General features: G+C 68.5%; 25 protein-coding genes. 23 read left to right on the forward strand and 2 right to left on the reverse strand.

Features of this window, described 5'->3' with window-relative positions; genetic code table 11:
• Positions 1-25: 25 nt before the first annotated feature.
• Positions 26-445 (forward strand): hypothetical protein, encoded by a 420-nt coding sequence (locus EDD90_RS16510; protein WP_123973750.1) that lies wholly within the window; start codon positions 26-28, stop codon positions 443-445.
• A 4-nt stretch (positions 446-449) separates the two neighbouring features.
• Positions 450-920, forward strand: a complete 471-nt coding sequence (locus EDD90_RS16515; RefSeq protein ID WP_123973751.1) for a hypothetical protein — start codon at positions 450-452, stop codon at positions 918-920.
• On the opposite strand, the gene EDD90_RS57325 is transcribed toward EDD90_RS16515, so the two are convergent.
• Positions 907-1,038: a hypothetical protein gene (locus tag EDD90_RS57325; RefSeq protein WP_260327893.1), complete on the reverse strand. Its 132-nt coding sequence runs from the start codon at positions 1,036-1,038 to the stop codon at positions 907-909. The two genes, EDD90_RS16515 and EDD90_RS57325, sit on opposite strands and share 14 nt — an antisense overlap.
• A gap of 402 nt (positions 1,039-1,440) precedes the next feature.
• On the opposite strand from EDD90_RS57325, the gene EDD90_RS16520 reads away from it, so the two are divergent.
• The 17 genes from EDD90_RS16520 (at position 1,441) to EDD90_RS16600 (ending at position 18,156) form a co-directional block, all read left to right on the forward strand.
• Positions 1,441-3,219: a hypothetical protein gene (locus EDD90_RS16520; RefSeq protein ID WP_123973752.1), complete on the forward strand. Its 1,779-nt coding sequence runs from the start codon at positions 1,441-1,443 to the stop codon at positions 3,217-3,219.
• Positions 3,216-4,607, forward strand: coding sequence for a hypothetical protein (locus EDD90_RS16525; protein WP_123973753.1), 1,392 nt, complete (start codon positions 3,216-3,218; stop codon positions 4,605-4,607). The genes EDD90_RS16520 and EDD90_RS16525 overlap by 4 nt, the downstream gene beginning before the upstream one ends.
• Before the next feature lies 1 nt (position 4,608).
• Positions 4,609-5,001 (forward strand): hypothetical protein, encoded by a 393-nt coding sequence (locus EDD90_RS16530; RefSeq protein ID WP_123973754.1) that lies wholly within the window; start codon positions 4,609-4,611, stop codon positions 4,999-5,001.
• On the forward strand, positions 4,998-5,456 hold the full coding sequence (locus tag EDD90_RS16535) for a hypothetical protein (protein ID WP_123973755.1): 459 nt from the start codon (positions 4,998-5,000) through the stop codon (positions 5,454-5,456). Before EDD90_RS16530 ends, EDD90_RS16535 begins: the two co-directional genes overlap by 4 nt.
• Positions 5,456-6,217 (forward strand): hypothetical protein, encoded by a 762-nt coding sequence (locus EDD90_RS16540; protein WP_123973756.1) that lies wholly within the window; start codon positions 5,456-5,458, stop codon positions 6,215-6,217. Before EDD90_RS16535 ends, EDD90_RS16540 begins: the two co-directional genes overlap by 1 nt.
• Before the next feature lie 13 nt (positions 6,218-6,230).
• Entirely contained in the window at positions 6,231-6,653 is a 423-nt protein-coding gene (locus EDD90_RS16545; protein WP_123973757.1) for a hypothetical protein, read from the forward strand.
• 47 nt (positions 6,654-6,700) lie between these two features.
• On the forward strand, positions 6,701-7,108 hold the full coding sequence (locus EDD90_RS16550; protein WP_260327894.1) for a hypothetical protein: 408 nt from the start codon (positions 6,701-6,703) through the stop codon (positions 7,106-7,108).
• Positions 7,109-7,154: 46 nt separating this feature from the next.
• Positions 7,155-7,547: a hypothetical protein gene (locus tag EDD90_RS16555; protein ID WP_123973758.1), complete on the forward strand. Its 393-nt coding sequence runs from the start codon at positions 7,155-7,157 to the stop codon at positions 7,545-7,547.
• A gap of 120 nt (positions 7,548-7,667) precedes the next feature.
• Complete coding sequence (locus EDD90_RS16560; protein WP_123973759.1) at positions 7,668-11,558, forward strand: phage tail tape measure protein; 3,891 nt, start codon at positions 7,668-7,670, stop codon at positions 11,556-11,558.
• Positions 11,559-11,576: 18 nt separating this feature from the next.
• Positions 11,577-12,086: a hypothetical protein gene (locus tag EDD90_RS16565; RefSeq protein WP_123973760.1), complete on the forward strand. Its 510-nt coding sequence runs from the start codon at positions 11,577-11,579 to the stop codon at positions 12,084-12,086.
• A gap of 3 nt (positions 12,087-12,089) precedes the next feature.
• Positions 12,090-14,945, forward strand: coding sequence for a hypothetical protein (locus tag EDD90_RS16570; RefSeq protein ID WP_123973761.1), 2,856 nt, complete (start codon positions 12,090-12,092; stop codon positions 14,943-14,945).
• Positions 14,946-14,954: 9 nt separating this feature from the next.
• Positions 14,955-15,512, forward strand: a complete 558-nt coding sequence (locus tag EDD90_RS16575) for a hypothetical protein (RefSeq protein WP_123973762.1) — start codon at positions 14,955-14,957, stop codon at positions 15,510-15,512.
• Between the two features lie 11 nt (positions 15,513-15,523).
• Positions 15,524-15,718 (forward strand): hypothetical protein, encoded by a 195-nt coding sequence (locus tag EDD90_RS16580; protein WP_123973763.1) that lies wholly within the window; start codon positions 15,524-15,526, stop codon positions 15,716-15,718.
• Positions 15,719-15,799: 81 nt separating this feature from the next.
• Complete coding sequence (locus tag EDD90_RS16585) at positions 15,800-16,639, forward strand: hypothetical protein (protein WP_123973764.1); 840 nt, start codon at positions 15,800-15,802, stop codon at positions 16,637-16,639.
• A gap of 11 nt (positions 16,640-16,650) precedes the next feature.
• Positions 16,651-17,538, forward strand: coding sequence for a glycoside hydrolase family 25 protein (locus EDD90_RS16590; protein WP_260327895.1), 888 nt, complete (start codon positions 16,651-16,653; stop codon positions 17,536-17,538).
• A gap of 11 nt (positions 17,539-17,549) precedes the next feature.
• A complete protein-coding gene (locus EDD90_RS16595; RefSeq protein WP_123973766.1) occupies positions 17,550-17,858 on the forward strand; it encodes a hypothetical protein in 309 nt (102 codons plus the stop codon).
• Between the two features lie 31 nt (positions 17,859-17,889).
• The gene (locus tag EDD90_RS16600; RefSeq protein ID WP_123973767.1) at positions 17,890-18,156 is read left to right on the forward strand and encodes a hypothetical protein; all 267 of its coding nucleotides are present in this window, start codon (positions 17,890-17,892) and stop codon (positions 18,154-18,156) included.
• 765 nt (positions 18,157-18,921) lie between these two features.
• On the opposite strand, the gene EDD90_RS16610 is transcribed toward EDD90_RS16600, so the two are convergent.
• The gene (locus tag EDD90_RS16610; RefSeq protein WP_123973769.1) at positions 18,922-19,104 is read right to left on the reverse strand and encodes a hypothetical protein; all 183 of its coding nucleotides are present in this window, start codon (positions 19,102-19,104) and stop codon (positions 18,922-18,924) included.
• A gap of 128 nt (positions 19,105-19,232) precedes the next feature.
• On the opposite strand from EDD90_RS16610, the gene EDD90_RS16615 reads away from it, so the two are divergent.
• The 4 genes from EDD90_RS16615 (at position 19,233) to EDD90_RS16630 (ending at position 21,432) form a co-directional block, all read left to right on the forward strand.
• Positions 19,233-20,483, forward strand: a complete 1,251-nt coding sequence (locus EDD90_RS16615) for a helix-turn-helix domain-containing protein (RefSeq protein WP_185149120.1) — start codon at positions 19,233-19,235, stop codon at positions 20,481-20,483.
• 93 nt (positions 20,484-20,576) lie between these two features.
• The gene (locus tag EDD90_RS16620) at positions 20,577-20,906 is read left to right on the forward strand and encodes a hypothetical protein (RefSeq protein ID WP_123973770.1); all 330 of its coding nucleotides are present in this window, start codon (positions 20,577-20,579) and stop codon (positions 20,904-20,906) included.
• Positions 20,903-21,241, forward strand: coding sequence for a DUF6415 family natural product biosynthesis protein (locus EDD90_RS16625; protein WP_123973771.1), 339 nt, complete (start codon positions 20,903-20,905; stop codon positions 21,239-21,241). The genes EDD90_RS16620 and EDD90_RS16625 overlap by 4 nt, the downstream gene beginning before the upstream one ends.
• Positions 21,238-21,432: a hypothetical protein gene (locus EDD90_RS16630; protein WP_123973772.1), complete on the forward strand. Its 195-nt coding sequence runs from the start codon at positions 21,238-21,240 to the stop codon at positions 21,430-21,432. The genes EDD90_RS16625 and EDD90_RS16630 overlap by 4 nt, the downstream gene beginning before the upstream one ends.
• Positions 21,433-21,524 lie beyond the last annotated feature (92 nt).

Genomic DNA, 21,524 nt, shown 5'->3' on the forward strand with positions numbered 1-21,524 from the left:
CAGTCACAAACGGAAGGCACCAGCAATGGCAGGCATGTACGGACTCGGGCGCGTGTACAACGTGATCCCGATCGCCGCCGGAAACGCGTTCAAGTTCCGCGGCGCGTCCGCGTGCAGCTTCGTCTGCACCGGAAATGACACCTTCACCCTCACCGCGTCCGCCACGTTCGGCGGCTCCTACGCGAGCCCCGGCAACATCATCACTCGCAAGGTGACGAACACCGCCACCAACGGCACCGCCGCCTGGGTCGACGCCACCCAGTCCGGGTCCAACGCCGTCACGATCTCGTCCGGCACGGTCGTGTTCACCGTGCTGACGTCGCAGATCGCCGACCCGCTCGCCTACCTCAAGGTCAGCGTGGGCGCCTCCGGTCTCGTCACGGCGTTCCTCCACGACCTGACCGTGCAGCGGAAGCCCGCCAACCTCGAAATCCTGGGGGCGTAGTCCGATGACGACGCTCATCCAGAACAAGGACGTCCGCCTCATGGCGGCCGGGCTCGCTGTCAGCCGGTCCACGGCCACCCTGCCCGCCAGCGCGACAGGGAACATCTTCGTCGTCGCCGGTGGCCGCATCCTCGTGCGCGGCCTGATCGGCGAGGTCACCACCGCCGTGCAGAACCAGGCGTGCACCCTCGCGATCGGTACCGCCCCCACGGTCGGTACCGGCTCGACGACGGCGCTCGGTACGGCGTCCAGCATCATCGCCGCGCCGATCGGCACCCACATGGCGGCCAACCCGGGCGGCGCGACCACGGTGGACCTGTCCACTCAGGCGGGCGTCCTCATCAGCACGGCAGCCCTGTTCGTGGTCAACGCCGGGAACATCACGATCACCACGTCGGCGACGAACACCGGCTCCGTGAAGTGGGACCTGCTGTACATCCCGCTCGACAACGGCGCCCAGGTCACGGCGGCCTGACCGTGCTGGAGACCTGCCCGAAGTGCACCACCCGGTTCGCGGTGGGCCTGCTGCGCTGCCCGCACTGCCAGGCCCCCGCACCGGCATTCGCCGACCGCATGACGAAGGAGGACACCATGCCGCGCATCACCGTCGCCGGAGGCCCGTCCAACCCGGACGCGGCACCCGGCGAGACCGGCTACATCGCACCCGAAGGCGGTGAGGACGTATCAGCTGGCAGCAACTCCTCGACATCCGACGGCAAGCACGAGCCGAGTGGGAGCGAGACCCCAACGTCGTCGGACCACCCGTCGCCTGCCCCCTCGACGGAGAACCCCTCCAGCCCGGACCACCCAGCGAGCCCGGCATCTTCTTCTGCCAGTTCGACGGATGGCAGTACCCCCGCGACTGGGTCCAGCCGACGCCGCCGGGAGGGCTCTTCGACGGAGTCGCGGAAGGCCCAGGGTCGTACGGGGGACTCCCGTAAGTCCAACGACGCCTGACCCAGCAGCACACGACGAGTTCGAGGGAGGAGGAGCAGATGACCGCGACCGGCTACGTCTCAACGACCGGCGACCCCCGCAAAGTGTCCAAGGCGGGCGACACCATGACCGGCGACCTGGTCCTCAACGACTCCTCCCCGGACACCACCTTGTCGGCCGCCTCCAAGGGCTACGTCGACACGGCGGTGTCGGGGGCGCAGCAGACATCCCCGTGGGTGTTCGACGTCACCGCGGCCGCCTACGGCGCCAAGGGGGACGCGCAGGTCGTCGCGGATGGAGCGATGTCCAGCGGTTCGGCAGTGCTCACCAGCGCGACGGCGAACTGGCCCACGTCGGTCGTCGGCAAGTCGATCGCCGTCAAGAACGCCGGCGCGACCGGTGTGACGACCGGCATCGGCACGGTCCTGTCCCGGCAGAGCAGCAGCCAGATCACCCTCTCGTTCACCAACGCCTCCGGCGGCAACATCACCGGCGCGGTCGTCATCTGGGGCACCGACGACACCGCAGCGATCCAGGCCGCCGTGGATGCGGCCGAGGCATATCTCGCCACTCACACCTACGCGCAGGTCGCCTTCCCGCCGCGCGGGTACATCGTGGCCGGCGCGCTGAACCGGTCCAAGAGCGGCAACGGGCAGATCGTGTTCGGCCCATACGCGATGACCGCCGTCAGCAAGGCCCTGGAGTTCGCTGGCGTCGGCAACGGGGCGAATGTCCGGACGTGGCTTCAGACCGTCCCGCAGTTCGGCGGGAGCTGCCTGATCAGCTTCGGTGTGTACGCCTCCACCTCCGCGCAGACCGCCGACATCAACGCTCACGGCAACCCGGCCGTCCTGTGCGGCCCCAACGAGGCCTCCGGCTACGGGGCGGCCGCCACCTTCAGCAACCTCATGCCGATCGTCCGCAACCTCGCGATCCTCACCACGCACTCGGCATACGGCCTGACCTACGGCGCCGCGAACTTCTGGGGCTGCGCCAAAGCCCACCTGGAGAACTTCGGCTACGGCACCGCCGGCACCGTCGCCAGCCCGAGCACTGACTACACGTCGCCGGGCACGTTCGGCACCGGCCTCTCGATCGGGCTGCTGCTGCCCGCGCCCGGCAACAACGACCACGTCGTGGCCGACAACATCTCGTGCGGGGGCGGTTACACCTACGCCACGTTCCTCACCGAACACAGCCTCATCTCCCGCTACATGGCCCTGTACTGCTGGGCGGCGATCGTCGCCGTCGGCAACTACGCGGGCAGCGTCGGCTCCGTGCACGCGATGAAGGTCCTGTCCGCGTCGATCGAAGCGTGCACGCACGAGCTGATGGTGTACGGCGTCGGCTCCGGTGGCGTCGGCCCGATCATCGACATCGACCAGCTCAGTACCGAGTCGGGCACGCCGAACATCCACGCGTCCTCCAGCGCGGCCGCGGGCGGCGCGCTGGGTCGGGTGAAACTGACGGGCTTGTTCACCGAGTCCGGCGTGTCCACCACGTACCCGACCGGGATCGAGCTGGTCGACGGCCAGGTGCCGTCCCCGATCAAACGGAAGACCGGCACCTTCACAGCGAGTCCGATCGACCGTGTGCTGATCTGTGACACCACGGCGGGCGGCGCATTCACCGGCACCCTGCCGGCGGCTGATTTCTGCCCGGTCGAGTACGTTTTCAAGAACGTCGGCAACAGCAACCTCACGGTCGCGACGACATCCAGCCAGCTGATCTACACCAGCAGCGGCACGGGAGCCACCACCGCCACCCTCACCACCGGGCAGAGCCTACGTGTGCGGGCGCTCTACAACGGCTCGTCGTGGGGGTGGTACGCGACATGACCGAAGTCATCGCGGGCCAGCCCGTGACCCTGCTGGGGCAGTTCTACGACTTCCAGGGCGGCTCCCTCACCGACCTCGACGCCACGCCGACGATCACGGTCACCAGCATCGCCACCGGGGCAACCGCACTCGCCGCCACCAGCACGGGCGTCACCCACCCCGGGACCGGCTCGTACGGCTACGCCTGGACGCCGGGAGCCACACTCGCCGCAGGCGACTACCTCGCAACCTGGTCCGGCCTCAAGTCCGGGGCCCCGGTCACGGCGGCCGAGACCGTCACCGTCATCGCCCTGTACAGCGGCACCGCCGCCAACTCCAGCGCCGAGGGCATCTGCTACTGCACCCGCGAGGACGTCAAACGGGCCCTCGACGTCAAGGAGACCGCCCGCAGCAACGCACAGATCGACCGGGCGATCCGCTCCGCCCGCGCCGACATCGACGGCCAGATGAACCGCGTGTTCTACCCGACCGACGCCACGAAACTGTTCGACTGGCCCAACTTCCAGTACGCCTATCCGTGGAGGCTGTGGCTCGACCAGTGGGAGCTCGCTGCGATCCCGACCGCGGTCACCTCCGGCGGCGTGCAGATCCCGCTGTCCGCGTGCAACTTCGAGCCCGTCAACTCCGGGCCCCCGTATACATCCCTGGAGCTGCGCCGCGACCTGCCGTACAGCTTCGGGGTCGGGCCGACGCCGCAGCGGGACATTGCCATCACCGGCACGTGGGCCGGGTGCCCACTGGACACCGATCCGGCCGGCCAGCTCACCGCCGCCGTCTCCACGACGACCGCCACCACCGTTGGCGTGACGGACGGCAGCCTCGTCGGCGTCGGTGACCTCCTCATCGTCGACTTGGAGCGGATGCTCGTCACCGGCCGGGCGAGCAATGACACCGGCCAGACCCTCGTGTCCGGGGCGACGACGGCGAACCCCGGCGACAACGCGCTCACCATCCCCGACGGCACACAGGTCCACGTCGACGAGGTCATCCAGGTAGATGCGGAGCGCATGCTGATCTACGACATCACCGGGAACGTCGCGACGGTGAAGCGGGCCTGGGACGGCACCGTCCTGGCCACCCACAGCGCCGGCGCCCACGTGTACGCCTTCCGCACCCTGAACGTGCGGCGCGGCATGCTCGGCACGGCCGCGGCCACCCACGCCAACGCGGCCGCGTGCGCCATCCACCGCGTCCCGGCCCTCATCAAGGACCTCGCGGTCGCCGAGGCGGAGAACCGGCTGCTGCAGGAGATCTCGGGGTACGCCCGGTCGACGCCCAGCAGCTCCGGGAACAGCAAGCAGACCCAGGCCCGCCTGGACGCGCTGAACGACCTCCGGGACCGCGCATACACCGCCCACGGGCGCAAGAACCGGCAGCGGGTGATCTGACATGGCGTCCTACGGCATCAGCCTGCGCCTGAAGGGCCCGATTGTGGAGGGCCGCGGCCCGGCCATCGTCAAGGCGATGACCGAGGTCGCGATCGAGGAGCTCGCCGACTACACCCGCTACGAGGTCCTCATGCAGCTCGACAGCGTGCTGCAGCATCCCACCGGCTACTACGAGTCGCAGATCGTCAAGGACCGCGTCGCACCGGACATCTACTCCGTCAACGACTCCGGCGTGATCTACGGGCCGTGGCTGGAGGGCATCGGCTCCCGCAACGCCCCCGTCACCAAGTTCGAGGGCTACCACACGTTCCGCACCGTCCGGAACCGCATGGCGCAGAAGGCCATGGCCATCAGCGAGGCGGCCATCGCACGGCAGATGGGGGCCCTGGAATGAGCCTCGACGCGACCACCATCCTCAACGCCGTCGTCGGACACGCCCTCGCCTCCGGCTACTTCGAGCAGGTCAACGGACACGAGCCCCTGTCACCGCCCACGACCGGCGTGACGGCCGCAGTGTGGACGGAAGAGATCGGTCCGGCCCGCGGCACCTCCGGCCTCGATTCGACGTCCGCGCGGCTGGCCCTGTTCGTCCGCCTCTACATGCCGATGGCACAGCTGCCGTCCGACGCGATCGACCCGAACATGATGGCCGCCATCGACGCGCTCTTCACGGCCTACAGCGGCGACTTCGAACTCGGCGGCCTCGTCCGCGAGGTCGACCTCCTCGGGAGCTACGGCGCCCCGCTGTCCGGCCGCGCGGGCTATCTGAAGACGTCCGGCGTCGATTACCGGGTGTTCACGATCACCCTTCCACTCGTAGTTAATGATCTTTGGGAGCAGGTGTCGTAGTGGCAAAAACCTCAGGCCTCGGGAACGCCCTCTACATCTCCGGCAACGACCTGTCCGGCGACATCACCGCCCTCGGCAACGTCGGCGGCGGCCCGGCCGTCCTGGAGAACACGGGCATCAACAAGAGCGCGTACGAGCGGCTCGGCGGCGTGCGGGACGGCCGCCTGGAGGCCACCAGCTGGTGGAACCCCACCGGCGCCCACCCCGTGCTGTCCGCCCTGCCGACCACGGACGTCCACGCGATGTACTGCTGCGGCACCGCGCTCGGCAGCCCGGCCGCGTGCATCGTCGCCAAGCAGGTCAACTACGACGGCACCCGCGGCAACGACGGCGCCTTCAACTTCGCCGTGTCGTTGCAGTCCAACGCGTTCGGCCTGGAGTGGGGCTACCTCCTTACCGCCGGCCAGCGCACCGATGTGGCGGCCACGAACGGCACCGGGGTGGACTTCGGGGTCGGTAGCTTCCCGCTGTTCAACGGGCAGGCCCTGTACGGGGCGCAGTGCTATCTGCAGGTGTTTGCGTTCACCGGCACCGACATCACGGTCAAGGTCCAGGACTCGGCGGACAACGTCAGCTTCGCCGACGTGGCAGGCATGGCGTTCACCGCGGTCACCAGCGGGCCCGGCGTGCAGCGCATCGCGACCGCTTCGAACCAGACGGTGCGCCGATACCTGCGTGCGGTGACCACCACCAGCGGCGGGTTCACGACGTGCACGTTCGCGGTCGCCGTGTCCCGCAACGACGTCTCGACGAGTTTCTGAGGAGGCGGAGCAGATGGCGATCGAACCAGCGATGCCCGTTGGCGCATACCAGACGTACGAGGTCCGCGCCCCGCGGGACGTGCAGCAGAAGTCGGCGTGCGAGCAGGCGAACTGCAGGGCGTGGCGGTATGGGTGGGAGTCCGTCATCGACGAGTCCACCCCGCTCGGCCAGCAGCAGGCCGCGTACATCCGCACCCAGTCGGGGCGCACCTTCCGTGAGCAGCGGTCCGACGGCGGCCTGACGGTGTTCCGGTTCGAGTCGGGGCAGCGCTGCTTCGCCGAGCACGGCACCCGGCCGGAGCTCTACCTCGTCCGCGACGGCGACCGTCGGGGCAACCCGACCGGCCGCCTGCGGCAGCACACGCGGCCGGCGGACTGGGTGGAGGACATGGCCGAGTCCCTGGACGCGGTCAGGACGGCCCAAGAGCGCGGATGACCGGCGTCTCCCGGGATCCAGCTAAATCGGAAAGAAAGGTGTAAACCATGGCGAAGCAAAGCGGACTTGGCTGGACCACCCTCAGCGTCGACGACGCCTCGGGCACGCCGCGCGACATCCGCAACGACATCACCAACCTCCAGTGGGCGATGCCCCGCGGTGTGCAGGACATCACCGGCATCGACAAGAGCGCGTACGAGCGGCTGCTGCTGCTCGCCGACTTCTCGATCACCCTGACCGTCGTGGCGAACTTCGCGACGAACCAGGAGCACGACGTCTTCAAGACCGTGTCGTCGACGTCCGTGAACCGGACCACGACCATCGGTATCGGCGGCAAGTCCCTCGCCAACGAGGTCCTGTACACCGACTACCCGCTCCAGCGGTCCAACTCCGGTGAACTCACCGCGTCCATCCCTGGCGTCCTCGCGGACGGAACTGTGCCGACCTGGGCGTAGGCCCTGCGGAATTCCACCAGCCAATTCACAGCAGAAAGAGAATTCCGTGGGCTTCGAACGCAACCCGAAGGTGTACCACCTCAAGTGGCAGGACGGCGAATACGCGGGCCTCGAAGTCCGCGTGCGCACCGTCAACATGGGCCAGCTCCTGGCCATGCGCACCGGGAGCGAAGGCAAGGACAGCACACAGGTCAGCGTGGACTACCTCGCTGAGCGCATCGTCGACTGGAACCTCACCAGCAACGGCGTCCCCGTACCTCCGACGCTGGAGAACATCCTCGCCGAGGACGACGATTTCGTCCTGGCCATCATCACCAAGTGGTCCCAGGCCATTTCAGGGGTGAGCGCCCCTTTGCCCGAGAGCTCGCCCAGTGGCGAGCCTTCCCCGGAGGAATCCGTAATTCCGATGGCACCACTGTCGGCGAGCCAAGCGAGCTGACCTACGCCCGCCAGATCCTCGCGCTCGCCGACCGCTGGAAGCGGCTGCCGTCCGAGATCGAGAACGAACCAGCCGAAACATTCCGGCTGCTGGAGATCGAACGATTGGGGGTGAACCCGGATGACCAACGTGGTGGAGATCCTGATCACGGCTAAGGACCTCGCAGGCCCGGCCATGAAGCAGGTCACCGCGCAGGTGGAAGGCACCAGCACGGCGATGAAGACCTTCCACAAGACCGCGCTCGTCGCCGGGGGCGCCCTCGCTCTGATCGGCGCCGAGTCGGTGAAGATGGCGTCCAAGTTCGACGCCAGCATGACCCTGTTGCACACGCAGGCCGGCGTGTCACAGGACAAGATTGCAGGGTTGAAGGCGGGCGTTCTCGCGCTGGCCGGGAAGGTCGGCCAGGACCCCGACAGCCTCGCCGAGAGCCTGTTCCACGTCGAGTCGAACTTCGAGTCGATGGGCATCTCCTCGTCGAAGGCGCTGCACCTCGTCGAGACGGCCGCGAAGGGCGCCACCACCGGCCACGCCAAGCTCGTCGACGTCACCAACGCCCTCACCGCCGCCGTCGCCTCCGGCATCCCGGGTGTACAGAACATGGACCAGGCGATGGGCGTCCTCAACGCCACCGTCGGCGTCGGCGACATGAAAATGCAGGACCTCGCCAACGCGTTCGGGTCCGGCATGGTCGCCACCGTCAAAGGCTTCGGCCTGTCCATCACCGACGTCGGCGCCGCGCTGGCCGTGTTCGGCGACAACAACATCCGCGGCTCGCTGGCGGGCAACCAGCTCCGCATGTCCGTCATGGCGCTCGCCCACCCGGTGGCGACCGCCGGGGACGCGCTCCAGAAACTCGGCCTGACGCAGACCACCCTCGCCACCGACATGCAGAAAGGCGGCCTGAAACTCGCCCTGGAAGACCTCGTCGACCGCATGCACAAGGCGGGGATCTCCTCCAAAGAGCAGGGCCAGATCATCACCGAGGCTTTCGGCCGGAAGGCCGGCGCCGGTCTGAACATCCTCGTCGGGCAGATGGACCGGCTGGAGTCGAAGTACCCCGCCCTGGCGAAGGGCGCCAAGAACTTCGGGCAGTCGTGGGCCGACACCCAAAAGACGTTCGCGTTCCAGTCCAAGCAGCTCCAGACCAGCCTCGACGCACTGATGATCAGCCTTGGCGAGAAACTCATCCCACCCCTGCAGAGCGTCGTCACCCTGCTGCTCGCCCACAAGACTGCCACCGTCGGCGCGACCGTGGCGATCGCCGGGATGCTCGCGGCCACCGTGGCGGTGTCGGCGGCGATGAAGGTGGCCGCTGCTGCCCAGATGGCGTGGGCGGCGGGCGGGAAGGCCGTGGCCGTACTGTCGGGCGTCTTCGAAACCGCCGCGCTCAAGGCCATGTACATGAAGGAGTCGTTCATTGCCGCGGGTGGCGGCGTGGCCGGGCTGAAGGCCGCGTTCGCTGAACTGGGCACCGTGGGCAAGCTGTCCGTCCTCGCGGGCGGCGTAGCGCTCCTCGCAGGCGCCGTCGTCCTGCTATCCCAGGCCGGTAAGCGCGTCCCGCCGGACGTCGACAAGATGACGACGTCGGTCGAGAAACTCGGCCTCACCGGGCAGACGTCAGGCGAGGCGCTGAGAATCTTCGGTAAGGACATGGGTGGCCTGGCGTACGACGTCGACCGGCTGGCCGGCAAGTCGTCGGGGATGGACAAGTTCAACGACGTCATGAACAAGATCTTCACCCTTGGCATGGAGAAGTCGAACTCGTTCAACATGGCCAAGGAGGACATCAGCGCCCTCGACAAATCCTTGGCCGGCCTGGTGGAGGGCGGCAAGGCGAATCTCGCGGCGGCGGCGTTGAAGCAGCTGCAGGACGCGTACGCGAAGAAGGGCGGGGACCCGAAGAAGCTCGCCGCCGAGCTGGGCGACTACAACAACGCGCTGGCGGGGACGGCGATCGAGCAGAAGCTCACGGCCGACTCGATGGGGCTGTTCGGGCAGAAGGCGGTGTCCACGCAGGCGGCGCTCGACGCGGAGAGCCAGGCTGCAAAGGGCCTCGAACAGTCGATCATGGCGTTGAACGAAGTCCACCGCGGCGCTTACGACGCCGAAACCGGCTTCTACCAGGCCATGGCAGACGCGACGAAGGCAATCAAGGACAACGGGAAGACGCTCAGCCTCAGCTCGGACGCAGGCCGGAAGAACCGTGACGTCCTCTCCCAGCTGGCGGCGAAGACCGAGGACCTCGTCGACAAGAAGATGAAGGAGAAGGCGTCCTGGGACCAGGTCGACAAGATCTACCAGCGGGGCCGTAAGAGCCTGATCGACACCGCGATGGCGATGGGCGACACGAAGAAGCAGGCCGCGGCCCTCGCCGACGAGATCCTGAAGGCGCCGGACGCGAAGAAGCTGAAGGTCAGCGTCGACAAGAAGACGGCCGAGCAGGACATCAACGCGTTCAACGCGGCGGTGAAGAAGACCCCGGGCGCCAAGTCGGTGACGCTGGCGGCACTGTCGAAGCCGGCGGAGACGGTGCTGGAGGCGTTCGGCCTCAAGGTCAAGCACCTCCCGAACGGCAAGGTCACGGTCACCGCAGCGGCTGGCGGCGCACTGGCCGCGATCAGCAACGTCGCGGGCGCGCTGAACAACCTCGACGGGAAGACCGCACACACCTACATCATCGAGGCAACCAAGACATCGAACGCGGGCACCGTCTACCACGAGGGCGGCAAGTACGCCCGCGGCGGCCTGGTCCGCCGCTACGCCGACGGCGGCAGCATCGAAGGCGGATCCGGCACGCAGGACGACGTGCCGCTGCTCGCGATGGGCGGCGAGTTCATCGTCAACAAGAAGCAGACGCAGAAGTACCGCGCCATGCTGGAGGCGATCAACGCAGACAGGGTCCCGCACTTCGCGAAGGGCGGCCTCACCAGCGCGGAGAAGGACGCCCGCAAGCAACTCGAAGGCAGCTTCGGGATCTCCTACTTCGGCAGAGCTGCCGGCTATCAGCACACACCGTTCGAACGTGACCTCGGCTCGCCCACGGACCTGGGCGCTCTGGTGTCGTCGCTGAACAGCGTGGCAGGGGAGATCCGGGCAGCGTTCCGCGGGCGCACGGAAACGCACCTGCTGAAGGAACTGGACTCCGTCGGCAAGTCGCTGATCCGCTACGACAAGAAGCTTGCCGACGTCACCAACTCCCTCGACAAGGCGAAGTCGAAGCTCGATGACCTGAAGAACTCCGCCAGCCAGCTGTCCGACAGCGTGAAGTCCGGGATCCTCTCCAGCGCGAACATCACCCAGGGCACGTCCGGGCAGACGGTGACCGTCGCGTCGATCATGGGCGGTCTGACGCAGTCCCGCGACCAGGCGTCTGCGTTCGCCGGCGCGCTGAAGGGCTTGAAGGCGAAGGGCCTGTCCGCGTCTCTGATCCAGCAGATCGGCGAGGCCGGCATCAACGGCGGCGGCCTGGAGACGGCGGGAGCGCTGCTGGGGGCGTCGTCGTCGGAGATCTCCTCCCTGAATTCGTTGCAGGGGCAGATCAACAAGGCTGCGGGGGCGGCGGGGAAGTCCACGTCGGATGCGGTGTACGGGGCGCAGATCAAGGCGCAGGACAAGCTCGTCAAGAGCCTGGGCCAGCAGCAGGCCCGGCTGGAGAAGGCGATGAACCACCTCGCCAATGTGATGGAGAAGTCGCTGTCGAAGGCGATCGGCCGGAAGGCGTCGGGCGGCGTCGTCGGCGCGGCCGCGTCCGGTGGTGTACGGGGCGGTCTGACGTGGGTGGGCGAGTACGAGCCGGAACTGCTGGAGCTCCCGGTGGGGGCGCGGGTGCATTCGGGCCCGGACTCGCGCCGCATGGCCGGCGCGGGCGGGGGCGGTCACGGCCAGCCGATCGTCATTCAACTGGATCTCGATGGCAAGCGGTTCGGTGAGGTGTGGGTGAACGTCGGGCGCCGTGAGGTGCGGGCCCGGGGCGGTATCGAGGCGACATTGCGGCCGCCGCGCGGCCGATAGAGCGAGAGGAACAGGCAATTGCCGTACATCACCTGGAACGGGCCAGCCCCGACGACCGCCGCACTCGCGTCGGTGAACACCGGGACCACCATCAAGACCATGCTCCAGCTGGCCACCCCGGCAACGCGCATGATTCAGCTGCTGGAGTGGGGGTGGAGCAGCGACGACCCGCCGGGCGCGGACGGCGTCATCGAGCTGCTCCAGACCGACGTGGCGGCCACTGTGGCCGCGCACGTCGCCTCCGGGGTGGTCAACCTGGACCCGAACGGCACCGCCAGCCTGCTGACGCTGGGCACCTCGGCGACCGGCTACACGGCGAGTGCCGAGGGCACGATCACTGCGACGCGGCCCTTCGATGCGATCTCTCTCAGCTCGGTGTCTGGCGAGTCGTCGCTGTCGTACGTGCGGCAGTGGATGCCGGACGCCCGCCCGATCATTCCCGTGTCCAAGTTCTTGCGGGTGCGTGCGACGACGCCGACCACGGGCATCGACATGCGCTGCTACATCGTGTTCAACGAGGTGGGCTGACCTGTGGCGCCTGGGCTTGCCCCGCAGCTTGCGGCGCTCAAGCGCCGCCTGTTCAACCTGCCCGCGCCCGCGCGCAGCAGCGGGGAGGCGTCCAACGGCCAGCCAGTCCAGGTCGAAATGCTTGTCGCGGGAACGTGGATCGACATCACGGACCCGTACACGATGGTCCGCGACGACTCCGGGAACATCCCCGTCTCCACCGGCATCCAGGGCGGGGAAGGCTCGCAGACGGAACGGGCACAGGCCAAGCTGGTCTTGAAGAACCAGGACGGCCGCTTCAGCCCACGGAACCCGTCAGGCCCCTACTACGGCGCGATCGGACGAAACACGCAGTTCCGGATCAGCGTCCCGGACGGCAACGGCGGCAAGAGCTACCGGATCTGGGGTGAGGCCTCCGCGTGGGAGCCCGGATGGGACTCGACGGGCACCGACGTGTGGGTGGACGTCACCATCGTCGGGATCATGCAGCGACTCGCGCAGGCCCCGACCCCGGAACGGTCGGTCATCTACAACGCCATCACGAGTCCACCGCCGTCCGGTCTGGTGGCGTACTGGCCGATGGAGGACCCGACGGGGTCCACCCAGCTCGCCTCGGCGCTCACCAGCGGCTCACCGATGACATGGACGGGCACACCCAACCTGGCCTCGTATGAGGGGTTCTCGGCGTCCGATCCGCTGCCCGACCTCACCTCGGCCAGCCTCTCCGGCGGCGTCGCCCACTACGACGATCCGACCGCCACCCAGTGCAGGTTCCTGCTGTACGTGCCCAAGGCGGGGCTGGCGGACGGCAAGCTGATCTGCGCGATCGACCAGCTCGACTACTCGTCTGGGTCGGCACAGATCTTCGAGCTGTACTACAGCACCACCGACGCTTCCAACTCGCTGGTCCTGCGGACCCTCGCCTCCGACGGCACGTTCCTCGGCATCCAGCTGCCGAACACCCTCGACGTCCGCGGCCGCCTCCTCTACGTCAGCATCGAGTTGCAGGAGTCAGGGACGGCCATCACCCGGCAGATGCAGCTCAAGGACGTCGCGACCGGCCGCACGTACACGGTCTCCGACACCCAGAACCTCACCCAGCTCACCCGCGTCACGAAGGTCAGCTTCGGGATCGCGTCCCGCGCCGCGGCTGGGCCTACCTCGACCGCGAACCTGCCCGGGACGGTCATCGGCCACGCAACGCTTGAGAACGCCATCACCACGATCGACGCCCTCGGCGTGCGCCTCAACCCCGTCGGGGAGACCGCGGGCCGGCGTATCCAGCGGCTGTGTGGCGAGGCCGGGATTCCCTTCGAGTGGATCGGCAGCCTCGACGACACCGTCCCGCTCGGCGCGCAGCCCAAACAGAACACGCTCGCGTTGGTGCAGGAGGCGTGCCTGGCTGACGGCGGCCTCCTGTACGAGACGAAAGACGTCCTCGGCCTCGGCTACCGCACCCGCGCCTCCCTCACCCAAGACCCGGTACTGGTCCTGTCGTACACCGGCTACAACCTCGCCGACATTCCCGTCCCCGTCGAAGACGACCGGCAAATCCAGAACAGCCTCACCGTCACCGTCAACGGCGTCAGCGCCACCTACACCGAAACCGACGGCACCCTCGGCACCGACAGCATCGGCACCTACGGCGAGAACACCGGCCTCACCCTCAACCTCGCCTCGACTGACACGCCGACGCTCCTCGACGCAGCTGCGTGGCGTGTCCACCTCGGCACCGTCGACGAGGCCCGCTACCCGACCATCGCCGTCAACCTCGCCCACCCGTCGATCACTCCGGACCTGAAGCGGGCCATCCTGGGCCTGCGCATGGGCGACCGTGCACAGATCACGGGCATGCCCTCCTGGCTGCCGCCGGACAACCCGGATCAGCTGGCCGTCGCCACCGACGAGACCATCACCCAATTCGAGCACAAGATCACGCTCAGTTGTGCACCGGCATCCCCGTACTCGTACATCGGCTACCTCGACACCACCGCCCGCATCGACACCGACGGCTCCCAGCTGCTCACCGCGATCGGCAGCGCAGACACGTCCATCGACATCGCCCCCGTCTCGGATCCGACGATGCTGTGGACCACCAGCACCTCCGACGTCCCCCTCGACGTCCGGATGGGCGGCGAGGTCATGCGGGTCACCGCCATCGGCCCGAAGGTCTCCGACACGTTCACCCGGGTCACAGCATCCGGGTGGGGCACAGCCGACACCGGGCAGGCGTGGTCGACGGCCGGAGGGTCGGCGTCGGACTTCTCGACGAACGGCACGCAGGGCCTGCATTCGGTGGGGTCGGTGAACGCCTCCCGGTACACGGTCCTCACCGCGCCGACGGCGGATGTGGATGTGCAGGTGCAGGTGGCGACGAGCGCGCTGGCCACCGGCGGCCCGCAGTACGCGCACGTGGTCGCCCGCTATCTGGACGCGAACAACTTGTACGCGGCCCGGCTGGCGTTCCAGACGGACCAGACGGTGATCCTCACCCTGCAGAAGCGGGTGGGCGGCGGGCAGACGGATCTGACCGCGGTCACGACACCGCTCACGCACGCGGCCGGCACGTTCTACACGCTGCGGTTCCAGCTGTGGGGCAGCCTGCTCCGGGCGAAGGCGTGGGCGCCGGCCACGGATGGGGAACCGCCGTGGCTGCTGACGACGACGGACACAGCACTCACGGTGGCGGGCTCGGTGGGGGCGCGGACGGTCCTCGACGCCACGAACACCAACACCCTGCCAGTGACGTTCACGTTCGACGGCTTCCAGGTGACGAGCCCGCAGACGTTCACGGTGACCCGCTCCATCAATGGCGTGGTCAAAGCCCATAACGCGGGTGAGCCGGTCTCGCTCGCCTTCCCGACGATTCTCAGCCTGTAAGGAGGCCCTGTGGCTACCGAGGCCTACCCCACGTTCCTGGCCGGACAGAAGCTGACCGCGAGTCTCCTGCGGTCGGCGCAGCCGCTGGTGGTCCGGAAGACCGCCGACACGTCCAGGTCGGCGACCACGACGACGACCCCCGACCCGCACTTGCAGATGGATGTCGTGGCGGGCGCGGTCTATGTCTGGGACGGCTGGGTGAAATACGACGCGGACATCGCAGGCGACCTCAACCTCGACTTCACCGTCCCGACGGGCGCGCTCGGCGAATGGACGGGCCTGGGCGCCGGTAACCCCGTAACCGGCGCGAGCTCGACGCCGACGCTGCGGATCGACACGGCCGGGGTCAGCGGCTACCTGATCCGGACCGAGACCAACGACGTCGCCCAGTCCCGCAGTTTCGGCGCGCTCGGGGTGGGTGCCACGCTCACCGTCGACATGAAGGGCACGCTCCGCATGGGCGCGACGGCCGGGACGTTCAGCCTGGACTGGGCGCAGGGCACGTCCAGTGCCACGGCCACGACCTTGTACACCGACAGCTGGCTGCGCTTCCAGCGCATCGCCTGAGAGGAGCGCACGTGGCGACGTATGTGGTGACGGGCAAGTCGAACGGGTCCCCGCTGGTGGCGGTGTCGATCGACTCGATCAGCCAGGACAGCCCGGTGGTGGAGGAGCTCGCGGTCGTGAATGCGGTCCGGGTGTTCCTGGAGGGCGTGCCTGGGGTGCAGACGGTGGTGGCGCAGCGGTACGAGCAGGTCGTAACGATCGTCTGATGACCGGGCTGGTTCATAGCCTGGAGACTTACGCTACGAGTCGTAGCGAAAGTACGGCACCGGCCGCGAAGGGACACCGCGTTGAACATCGTCCGCATCCCCGAAACCCACAACCGCGAGTACCGGCTGGGTCGGCACGTCCGCCACGACCCCCGCAGTGCCGACTACGCGCTCCCCGAGCTGCCCCGGACGGCCATCAAGAGCGTCACCTGGCAACGCCGCATCGCCATCCTCGACCAGAAGAACATCGGTGCCTGCGTCCCCAACATGGGCACCGCGCTCGTCGGCACCGACGCCCTGGGCTACACCGGTGTCTCCTCCGTCGCCATCGCGGAGGCCGACACGAAGGGCGAGTTCAAGGCCGGTTCCACTTGGGCGCTGGACGAGACGTTCGCCCTGAACATGTACCGGCTCGTCACCCGCCTCGACACCTACCCCGGGCAGTGGGAACCGGACGACACCGGATCCGACGGCCTCACCCTCGCCAAGGCCCTCGTCATGCTCGGCCTCTCGGACATCTACCAGCACGCGTTCTCCTACGGAGCTCTCGTGTCATCCCTCAACACGAAGGGCCCGGCCGGTTGCGGGACCGTCTGGTACAACTCGATGTTCGACCCGAAGCCCGACGGTGAGATCGTCGTCGACCCGACGTCCGGTGTGGCCGGCGGCCACGAGTACCTGGTCCGGCAGTTCGACGCAGACCAGGACCGGGTGTGGATCGACAACTCGTGGGGCGAGTCCTGGGGCCTGGACGGGCGGGCGTGGATCTCGGGCGCGGGGATGACGACGCTCCTGAAGGCGCAGGGTGACGTCACCGTGCCGCACCTGCTGGGCGCCGCACCCATCCCGACGCCGACCGGCCCGACCGGCGCCCAGGTCGCCGCCACGGTCCGCAGCGCACTGACCGGACTGGGGGTGTGATGATCCACGGCGTGGACGTGGCGGACTACCAGTCGGCCACATTCAGCACATCCGGCCTGGACTTCGTGTTCGTCAAGGCCACCGAGGGCCTGTCGTACACCAACCCGCTCCTGGCCGCGCAGACCAGACGCGGCCGGGACGCCGGGCTCGTCGTCGGCTTCTACCACTACCCGCACATGGCCAACTCGCCGCAGGCCGAGGCCGACTACTTCCTCAGCAAGGCGCCCATCCAGGCCGGGGACATCATCGGCTTCGACTGGGAGGGCTACGACACCGCCAACCAGAACGTCCCCAAGTCCCGGCAGCTCGCCTACCGCGACGCATGGCTGAGCTACGTCAAGGACAAGCTGCCGACTCACCGGGTCGGCATGTACTGCAACACCGACTACTGGCTCAACGTCGACAAGACGTCGACCTGCGGCGACTTCCTGTGGATCGCCACCGGCGGCCTCCCCGCCGGACAACCCGGCATCAAGCACCCGTGGACGTTCCACCAGTACAGCACCGCGGGCGGCATCGACCACGACGTCGCCAACTTCACCGACCGCGCCGCGCTCACCGCCTGGGCCCGCGGCCTCATCGAGGAGGACCCCATGGCGGGGATCACCAAGCAGGACATCGCCGACGCGTGCTGGCGGACCGACGACATCGCCGCCGGCTCCACGGAGGCCCACCCGCAGGCGAACCCGACGTGGGTGGCCGAGACCTACCTCAAGGGCACCTTCGAGAACACGGTGAAGCTGCTCGCGCAGGAGGCGGCGCAGGCGGCGGCCATCGCGAAGCTGGCCAGTCTCGTCGGTTCGGGTGTGGATACCGCGACGGTGGTTGCGGCGGTACAGACGGCCATCGCGGACGCGGTGGTGAAGGTGTCGGTCGACGTGACCGGCCCCCAGGGCTGAAGGAGCTCATCATGCAGGTGCAACTCGACAAGGCCTACTGGCTCGGCCTGGTCATCTCCGTCGTACTTCCCGTCCTCGTCGGCCTGGTGACCACAAGAGTCACGTCGGCCAGCCTCAAGTCGGTGCTGCTGCTCGCCCTTTCCACGATCAATGGGTTCGTCGTGGAGTACGCAGGCCCGCACCCCTCCGGGTACAGCGCGGCAACCGCCGCGGTGCTGGCGCTGGTGTCGTTTGGCACGGGCGTGCTGGCGCACTTCGGGTTCTGGAAGCCCATCGGGGTCGCCGCCAAGGCGCAGGACTCGTTCGTCAAGGCTGCCTGATCCTGCCCGATGCACGCTGCGGGGAGGTGGGATGGACGCCGCGCTGCTTACGTCCGTGTCCGCGTTGATCGCGGGCCCTGTGGCAGCAGCGGCGGCCATCTACAGCTCCCGTGGCGCCAACAGGGCAGCCCAGGAGGGCAACGCCGTGACCGGATTCAGCAGTCTGACGAATGAGCTCCAGGAGGAGCGCAAGGAGCTGCGCGCCGACCTGGCGACGGTGCGCGCCGAACTGGCCGCGGAGAAGCTGGAGACGGCACGCCTCCGGCTGTTGGTGCAGCAGCTGGGGGGTACGCCGTGACGCGCGCGTTGTACCGGGCCCGGCATCTGCTGTGGATCGTCGCCGCGCTCCTGTTCCTCGGCGGCGGCTTGGGCGTGGCGTTCATCCTGATCGGCAACGAATCAAGCCGCGCCGACGACCTGGCCACCGAGGCGAACCTCCGCGGGAACGCGGTGGCCACCCTCGCGGGGGACGTGCGGGCACTCCGAGAGCAGGTCAAAGCCCACGGTGGGACGCCGATAGTGCCGGATCCGACGAAGGCCGTGCCATCGCTCAGCGCGCGGGCGGAGGTCCCGGTGCCGATCCCGGGGCCGGCGGGTCCAAGTGGCGCTCCTGGCCCGTCGGGAGCGTCCGGGGCGCCGGGAGTCCCGGGGACCGCGGGGAGCCAGGGCGCGTCCGGTGCCCCGGGAGTGGCTGGCGCGACCGGTCCGGCCGGAGTTGCTGGCCCGGCGGGTGCCCAGGGTGCGGCTGGTCCGGCCGGCCCGAAGGGCGACCCGGGCGAGCGGGGGCCTGCGGGTCCGGCGCCGTCGGGTTGGACGTTCACCGACGGGACCGGGGTGACGCAGGAGTGCACGCCGGATAGTGACGGGTCGACGCATTACACCTGTGTGCCGGTGTCGTCGCCGTCGCCGTCTTCGTTGTTGTCGGTGAATCCGCAGGCTGCGCTTCTGGTGGGTGTTGCTGCTGTGGTGCGTAGGGGTGATCGGGGAGACCGGCGGGGAAACGGTTCGGCGCGAGGGTCAGGCCGTCACCGTGCTGGCAGCGCGCATCGGTGAGAAACCGCCGTCACGCGGCTTCGACGACCTCGGCCCGATCAGCAGCCGCCCACTCCACCACCAGCGCCGCATACTCGCTGCTCTCCTCGTCCGTGAACGGGCGGAACCTGGCACCCATAGCGAGCGCACGGATCGCGTCGTTCACCACGTCAGCAGGGCGCACCCTGCCAGGGGCGGAAGGGGTTGGGGGCATGCTCTCAGTCTAGAGATCCACACCCCGAAAGACTCATGCCAGTCACGCCCGTTTGACGAGCGCCCCCACGAAAAAGGCCCCGCCCCATACTCTGGCAGTGCGACCTGTACAGAGAGAGGGGCGAGACCGTGCCTGTTGATGCTACCCCGGACCCATACGCCGACCCGCTCAAGTTCGGCCAACGGGTGCAAGTGCTCCGTGAGCGCCGCGGCATGACCCAAGCGCAACTCGCCGACCTCGTCGGCCTGTCACCGCACACCCTCCGGAAAATCGAGAACGGGCAGCAGAAAGCCCCCAGCCTCGACATGGTGCTGCGCATCGCCGAGGCACTCCGGGTCCGGGACCTCGCCGACCTCACAGGACTCCCCGACGCCCACGTTGACCTCTTCATCGGCCCCGGCCACCCCCGGCTCGCCGCAGTCAAAGCTGCCATCGACAACTTCGCGCTCGGCTCAAGTCTCGAACCGCCGCCGATTCCGCACCTGGAGGCCCGACTCCACGCCGCATGGAAGGCCCGGCACGGGGCCGGCAACCACCGCGAAGAGATCGGGAAACTCCTGCCTGACCTGATCCGCGACGCGCAGGCACTCGTCCGGCATGCGGATTCAAGCAACGACCGGCGCCACGCCCAGGCCCTCCTTGCCGAGGCCTACAGCCTCAGCCAGTTCTTTGTCGCCTACCAGCCGGACTCAAGCCTTCTGTGGCGCGTCGCCGAACGAGGCATGGTCGCCGCCCAAGACAGCGGGGACCCGCACGCGATCGGCGTCGCCGCATGGCTCCTCGCCCAAGCCCACCGCGACACCGGACCCCGGCACTTCGACGCCGCGGATGCCATCAACCTGGAGGCCATCCGCTTCCTTGAACCGCTCTTGTCCGACGCGAGTGACGATGTCCTCGCGATCGCCGGCGCGCTCCGGTTCGAGCTGGGCTACACGGCCGCGCGCCGCCGGGATACCGGTACTGCGTGGGGGCACTGGGACAAGGCTCGGGAGATGGCGGCCCGGCTGCCGGGCGACTACTACCACCCGATCACGTCGTTCTCTCAGGCCATCATGGGTGCGCACGCGGTCACCGTGGCGGTCGAGCTCCATCAGGGTGGCGAGTCGGTGCGGCAGGCGGCCCAGGCGGACGCGGCTGTCATCAGGTCGAAGCCGCGCCGCGCGAGGCACCGAATCGAGGAGGCCCGCGGCTACCACCTAGACAATCAGCCGGACGTCGCGATCGCCACGCTGGAGAAGGCGGCCCGCACCGCCCCGGAGACCATCAAATACAACGGGTATGCGCGGGCCATCATTCTCGAGCAGGTGGAGTCGAAGCAGGCGCAGCGCCGTCAGCGGGCCTCGCAGTTGGCGATGGACATCGGCCTGTTGGCGGCATAGGGATACCGACCGGATTCCGGTCGTCGGTCGGCTCGGGGCGCCTCTACGGTCACAGGTGTGAGACGGATCACCGTGACCGTGGAGGCGTGAGCCATGACGAGCGAGACAGCAAGAAGTACAGCCGACGCGCTCGTCCTCCTCGAAGTGCCCCCTTACGACGAGCTCTCCGAGGAACAGAGGCGCGGCGCACGCTGCGTGTGGACGAACATGCCGCTCACGGCGGAAACGGCGATAGATCTCGGCGAGCGTGCCGACGATGACGGGGTGCCGTGGTGGCCGCGCGCCTGGCGGTCCGGCATGCACGACGTCGCCGTTGCCACGCTCCGGGCCCACGCCGGCTGCTGCGAGATGTGCGCCATCGACGCCAACCTGTGCGAGACGGCGACGGCCTTGAGTGGGTTGACGAGGGAGTACCCGCGGTGAGCGCGGCCGCCCGGTCTGCTGGGGAACAGGCCGACCTGATACCGGCGCTGATCGGCGAAGCGTTCGAGTCCACTCGGAATCCGCCGCCGCCTGCACGATTCGCCGAGATCGACAGGGCACTTCGGGGAGAGATCAAGCGCCTGTCGAAGATCGCCGACGGCCTGTGCCGGCAGCGACCGCACCGCTCGCGCGGCTGGTATGCCCTGGTGAACGCCATCGAGAAGGCCGACGACGCCCTGTCGTGCGAGCTCGCCGAGGCGCCGCTTGCGGCGGGTCTGCACGTCTCTGAACTCGCTCGCAGGGTTCTCGAACTGAAGAGGGAGATCGCGTCATGATGAAGACGGACGCGGAGAAGCGGGTGGAGCAGGCTGACGGTTCGGGCTACCGCGCGGCCGGCCTCTGCGCGGCCCGGCACTCCAGCGGTGCGCTGTGCACCCGCAGCGCCAAGGACCGCCACGGCGCCGGCGAGCACGGCAACCCCTACATCCGCAAGTCACCCGCGGACGCCGTCGGTCTGCGGTGGTAGAGCTCCGGTCCCGGCGTACGCCGATCGCGCCGGGGCCGGGTAGAGCCGGCCGCCCCCGCCACCCCGACGGCGGCGGCCGAAGGCCCGCTGTC

This window comes from Streptomyces sp. Ag109_O5-1, assembly GCF_003814875.1.
In the GTDB taxonomy this organism is placed as follows: Bacteria; Actinomycetota; Actinomycetes; order Streptomycetales; family Streptomycetaceae; genus Streptomyces; species Streptomyces sasae.

Bases quoted from the DNA above. Each gene is read 5' to 3' on its own strand.
- EDD90_RS16600 (WP_123973767.1), top strand. From the start codon at position 17,890: ATGGACGCCGCGCTGCTTACGTCCGTGTCCGCGTTGATCGCGGGCCCT.
- EDD90_RS57325 (WP_260327893.1), bottom strand. From the start codon at position 1,038: ATGGTGTCCTCCTTCGTCATGCGGTCGGCGAATGCCGGTGCGGGGGCC.
- EDD90_RS16525 (WP_123973753.1), top strand. From the start codon at position 3,216: ATGACCGAAGTCATCGCGGGCCAGCCCGTGACCCTGCTGGGGCAGTTC.
- EDD90_RS16595 (WP_123973766.1), top strand. From the start codon at position 17,550: ATGCAGGTGCAACTCGACAAGGCCTACTGGCTCGGCCTGGTCATCTCC.
- EDD90_RS16510 (WP_123973750.1), top strand. From the start codon at position 26: ATGGCAGGCATGTACGGACTCGGGCGCGTGTACAACGTGATCCCGATC.
- EDD90_RS16530 (WP_123973754.1), top strand. From the start codon at position 4,609: ATGGCGTCCTACGGCATCAGCCTGCGCCTGAAGGGCCCGATTGTGGAG.
- EDD90_RS16630 (WP_123973772.1), top strand. From the start codon at position 21,238: ATGATGAAGACGGACGCGGAGAAGCGGGTGGAGCAGGCTGACGGTTCG.
- EDD90_RS16560 (WP_123973759.1), top strand. From the start codon at position 7,668: ATGACCAACGTGGTGGAGATCCTGATCACGGCTAAGGACCTCGCAGGC.
- EDD90_RS16620 (WP_123973770.1), top strand. From the start codon at position 20,577: ATGACGAGCGAGACAGCAAGAAGTACAGCCGACGCGCTCGTCCTCCTC.
- EDD90_RS16610 (WP_123973769.1), bottom strand. From the start codon at position 19,104: ATGCCCCCAACCCCTTCCGCCCCTGGCAGGGTGCGCCCTGCTGACGTG.
- EDD90_RS16550 (WP_260327894.1), top strand. From the start codon at position 6,701: ATGGCGAAGCAAAGCGGACTTGGCTGGACCACCCTCAGCGTCGACGAC.
- EDD90_RS16515 (WP_123973751.1), top strand. From the start codon at position 450: ATGACGACGCTCATCCAGAACAAGGACGTCCGCCTCATGGCGGCCGGG.
- EDD90_RS16520 (WP_123973752.1), top strand. From the start codon at position 1,441: ATGACCGCGACCGGCTACGTCTCAACGACCGGCGACCCCCGCAAAGTG.
- EDD90_RS16545 (WP_123973757.1), top strand. From the start codon at position 6,231: ATGGCGATCGAACCAGCGATGCCCGTTGGCGCATACCAGACGTACGAG.
- EDD90_RS16535 (WP_123973755.1), top strand. From the start codon at position 4,998: ATGAGCCTCGACGCGACCACCATCCTCAACGCCGTCGTCGGACACGCC.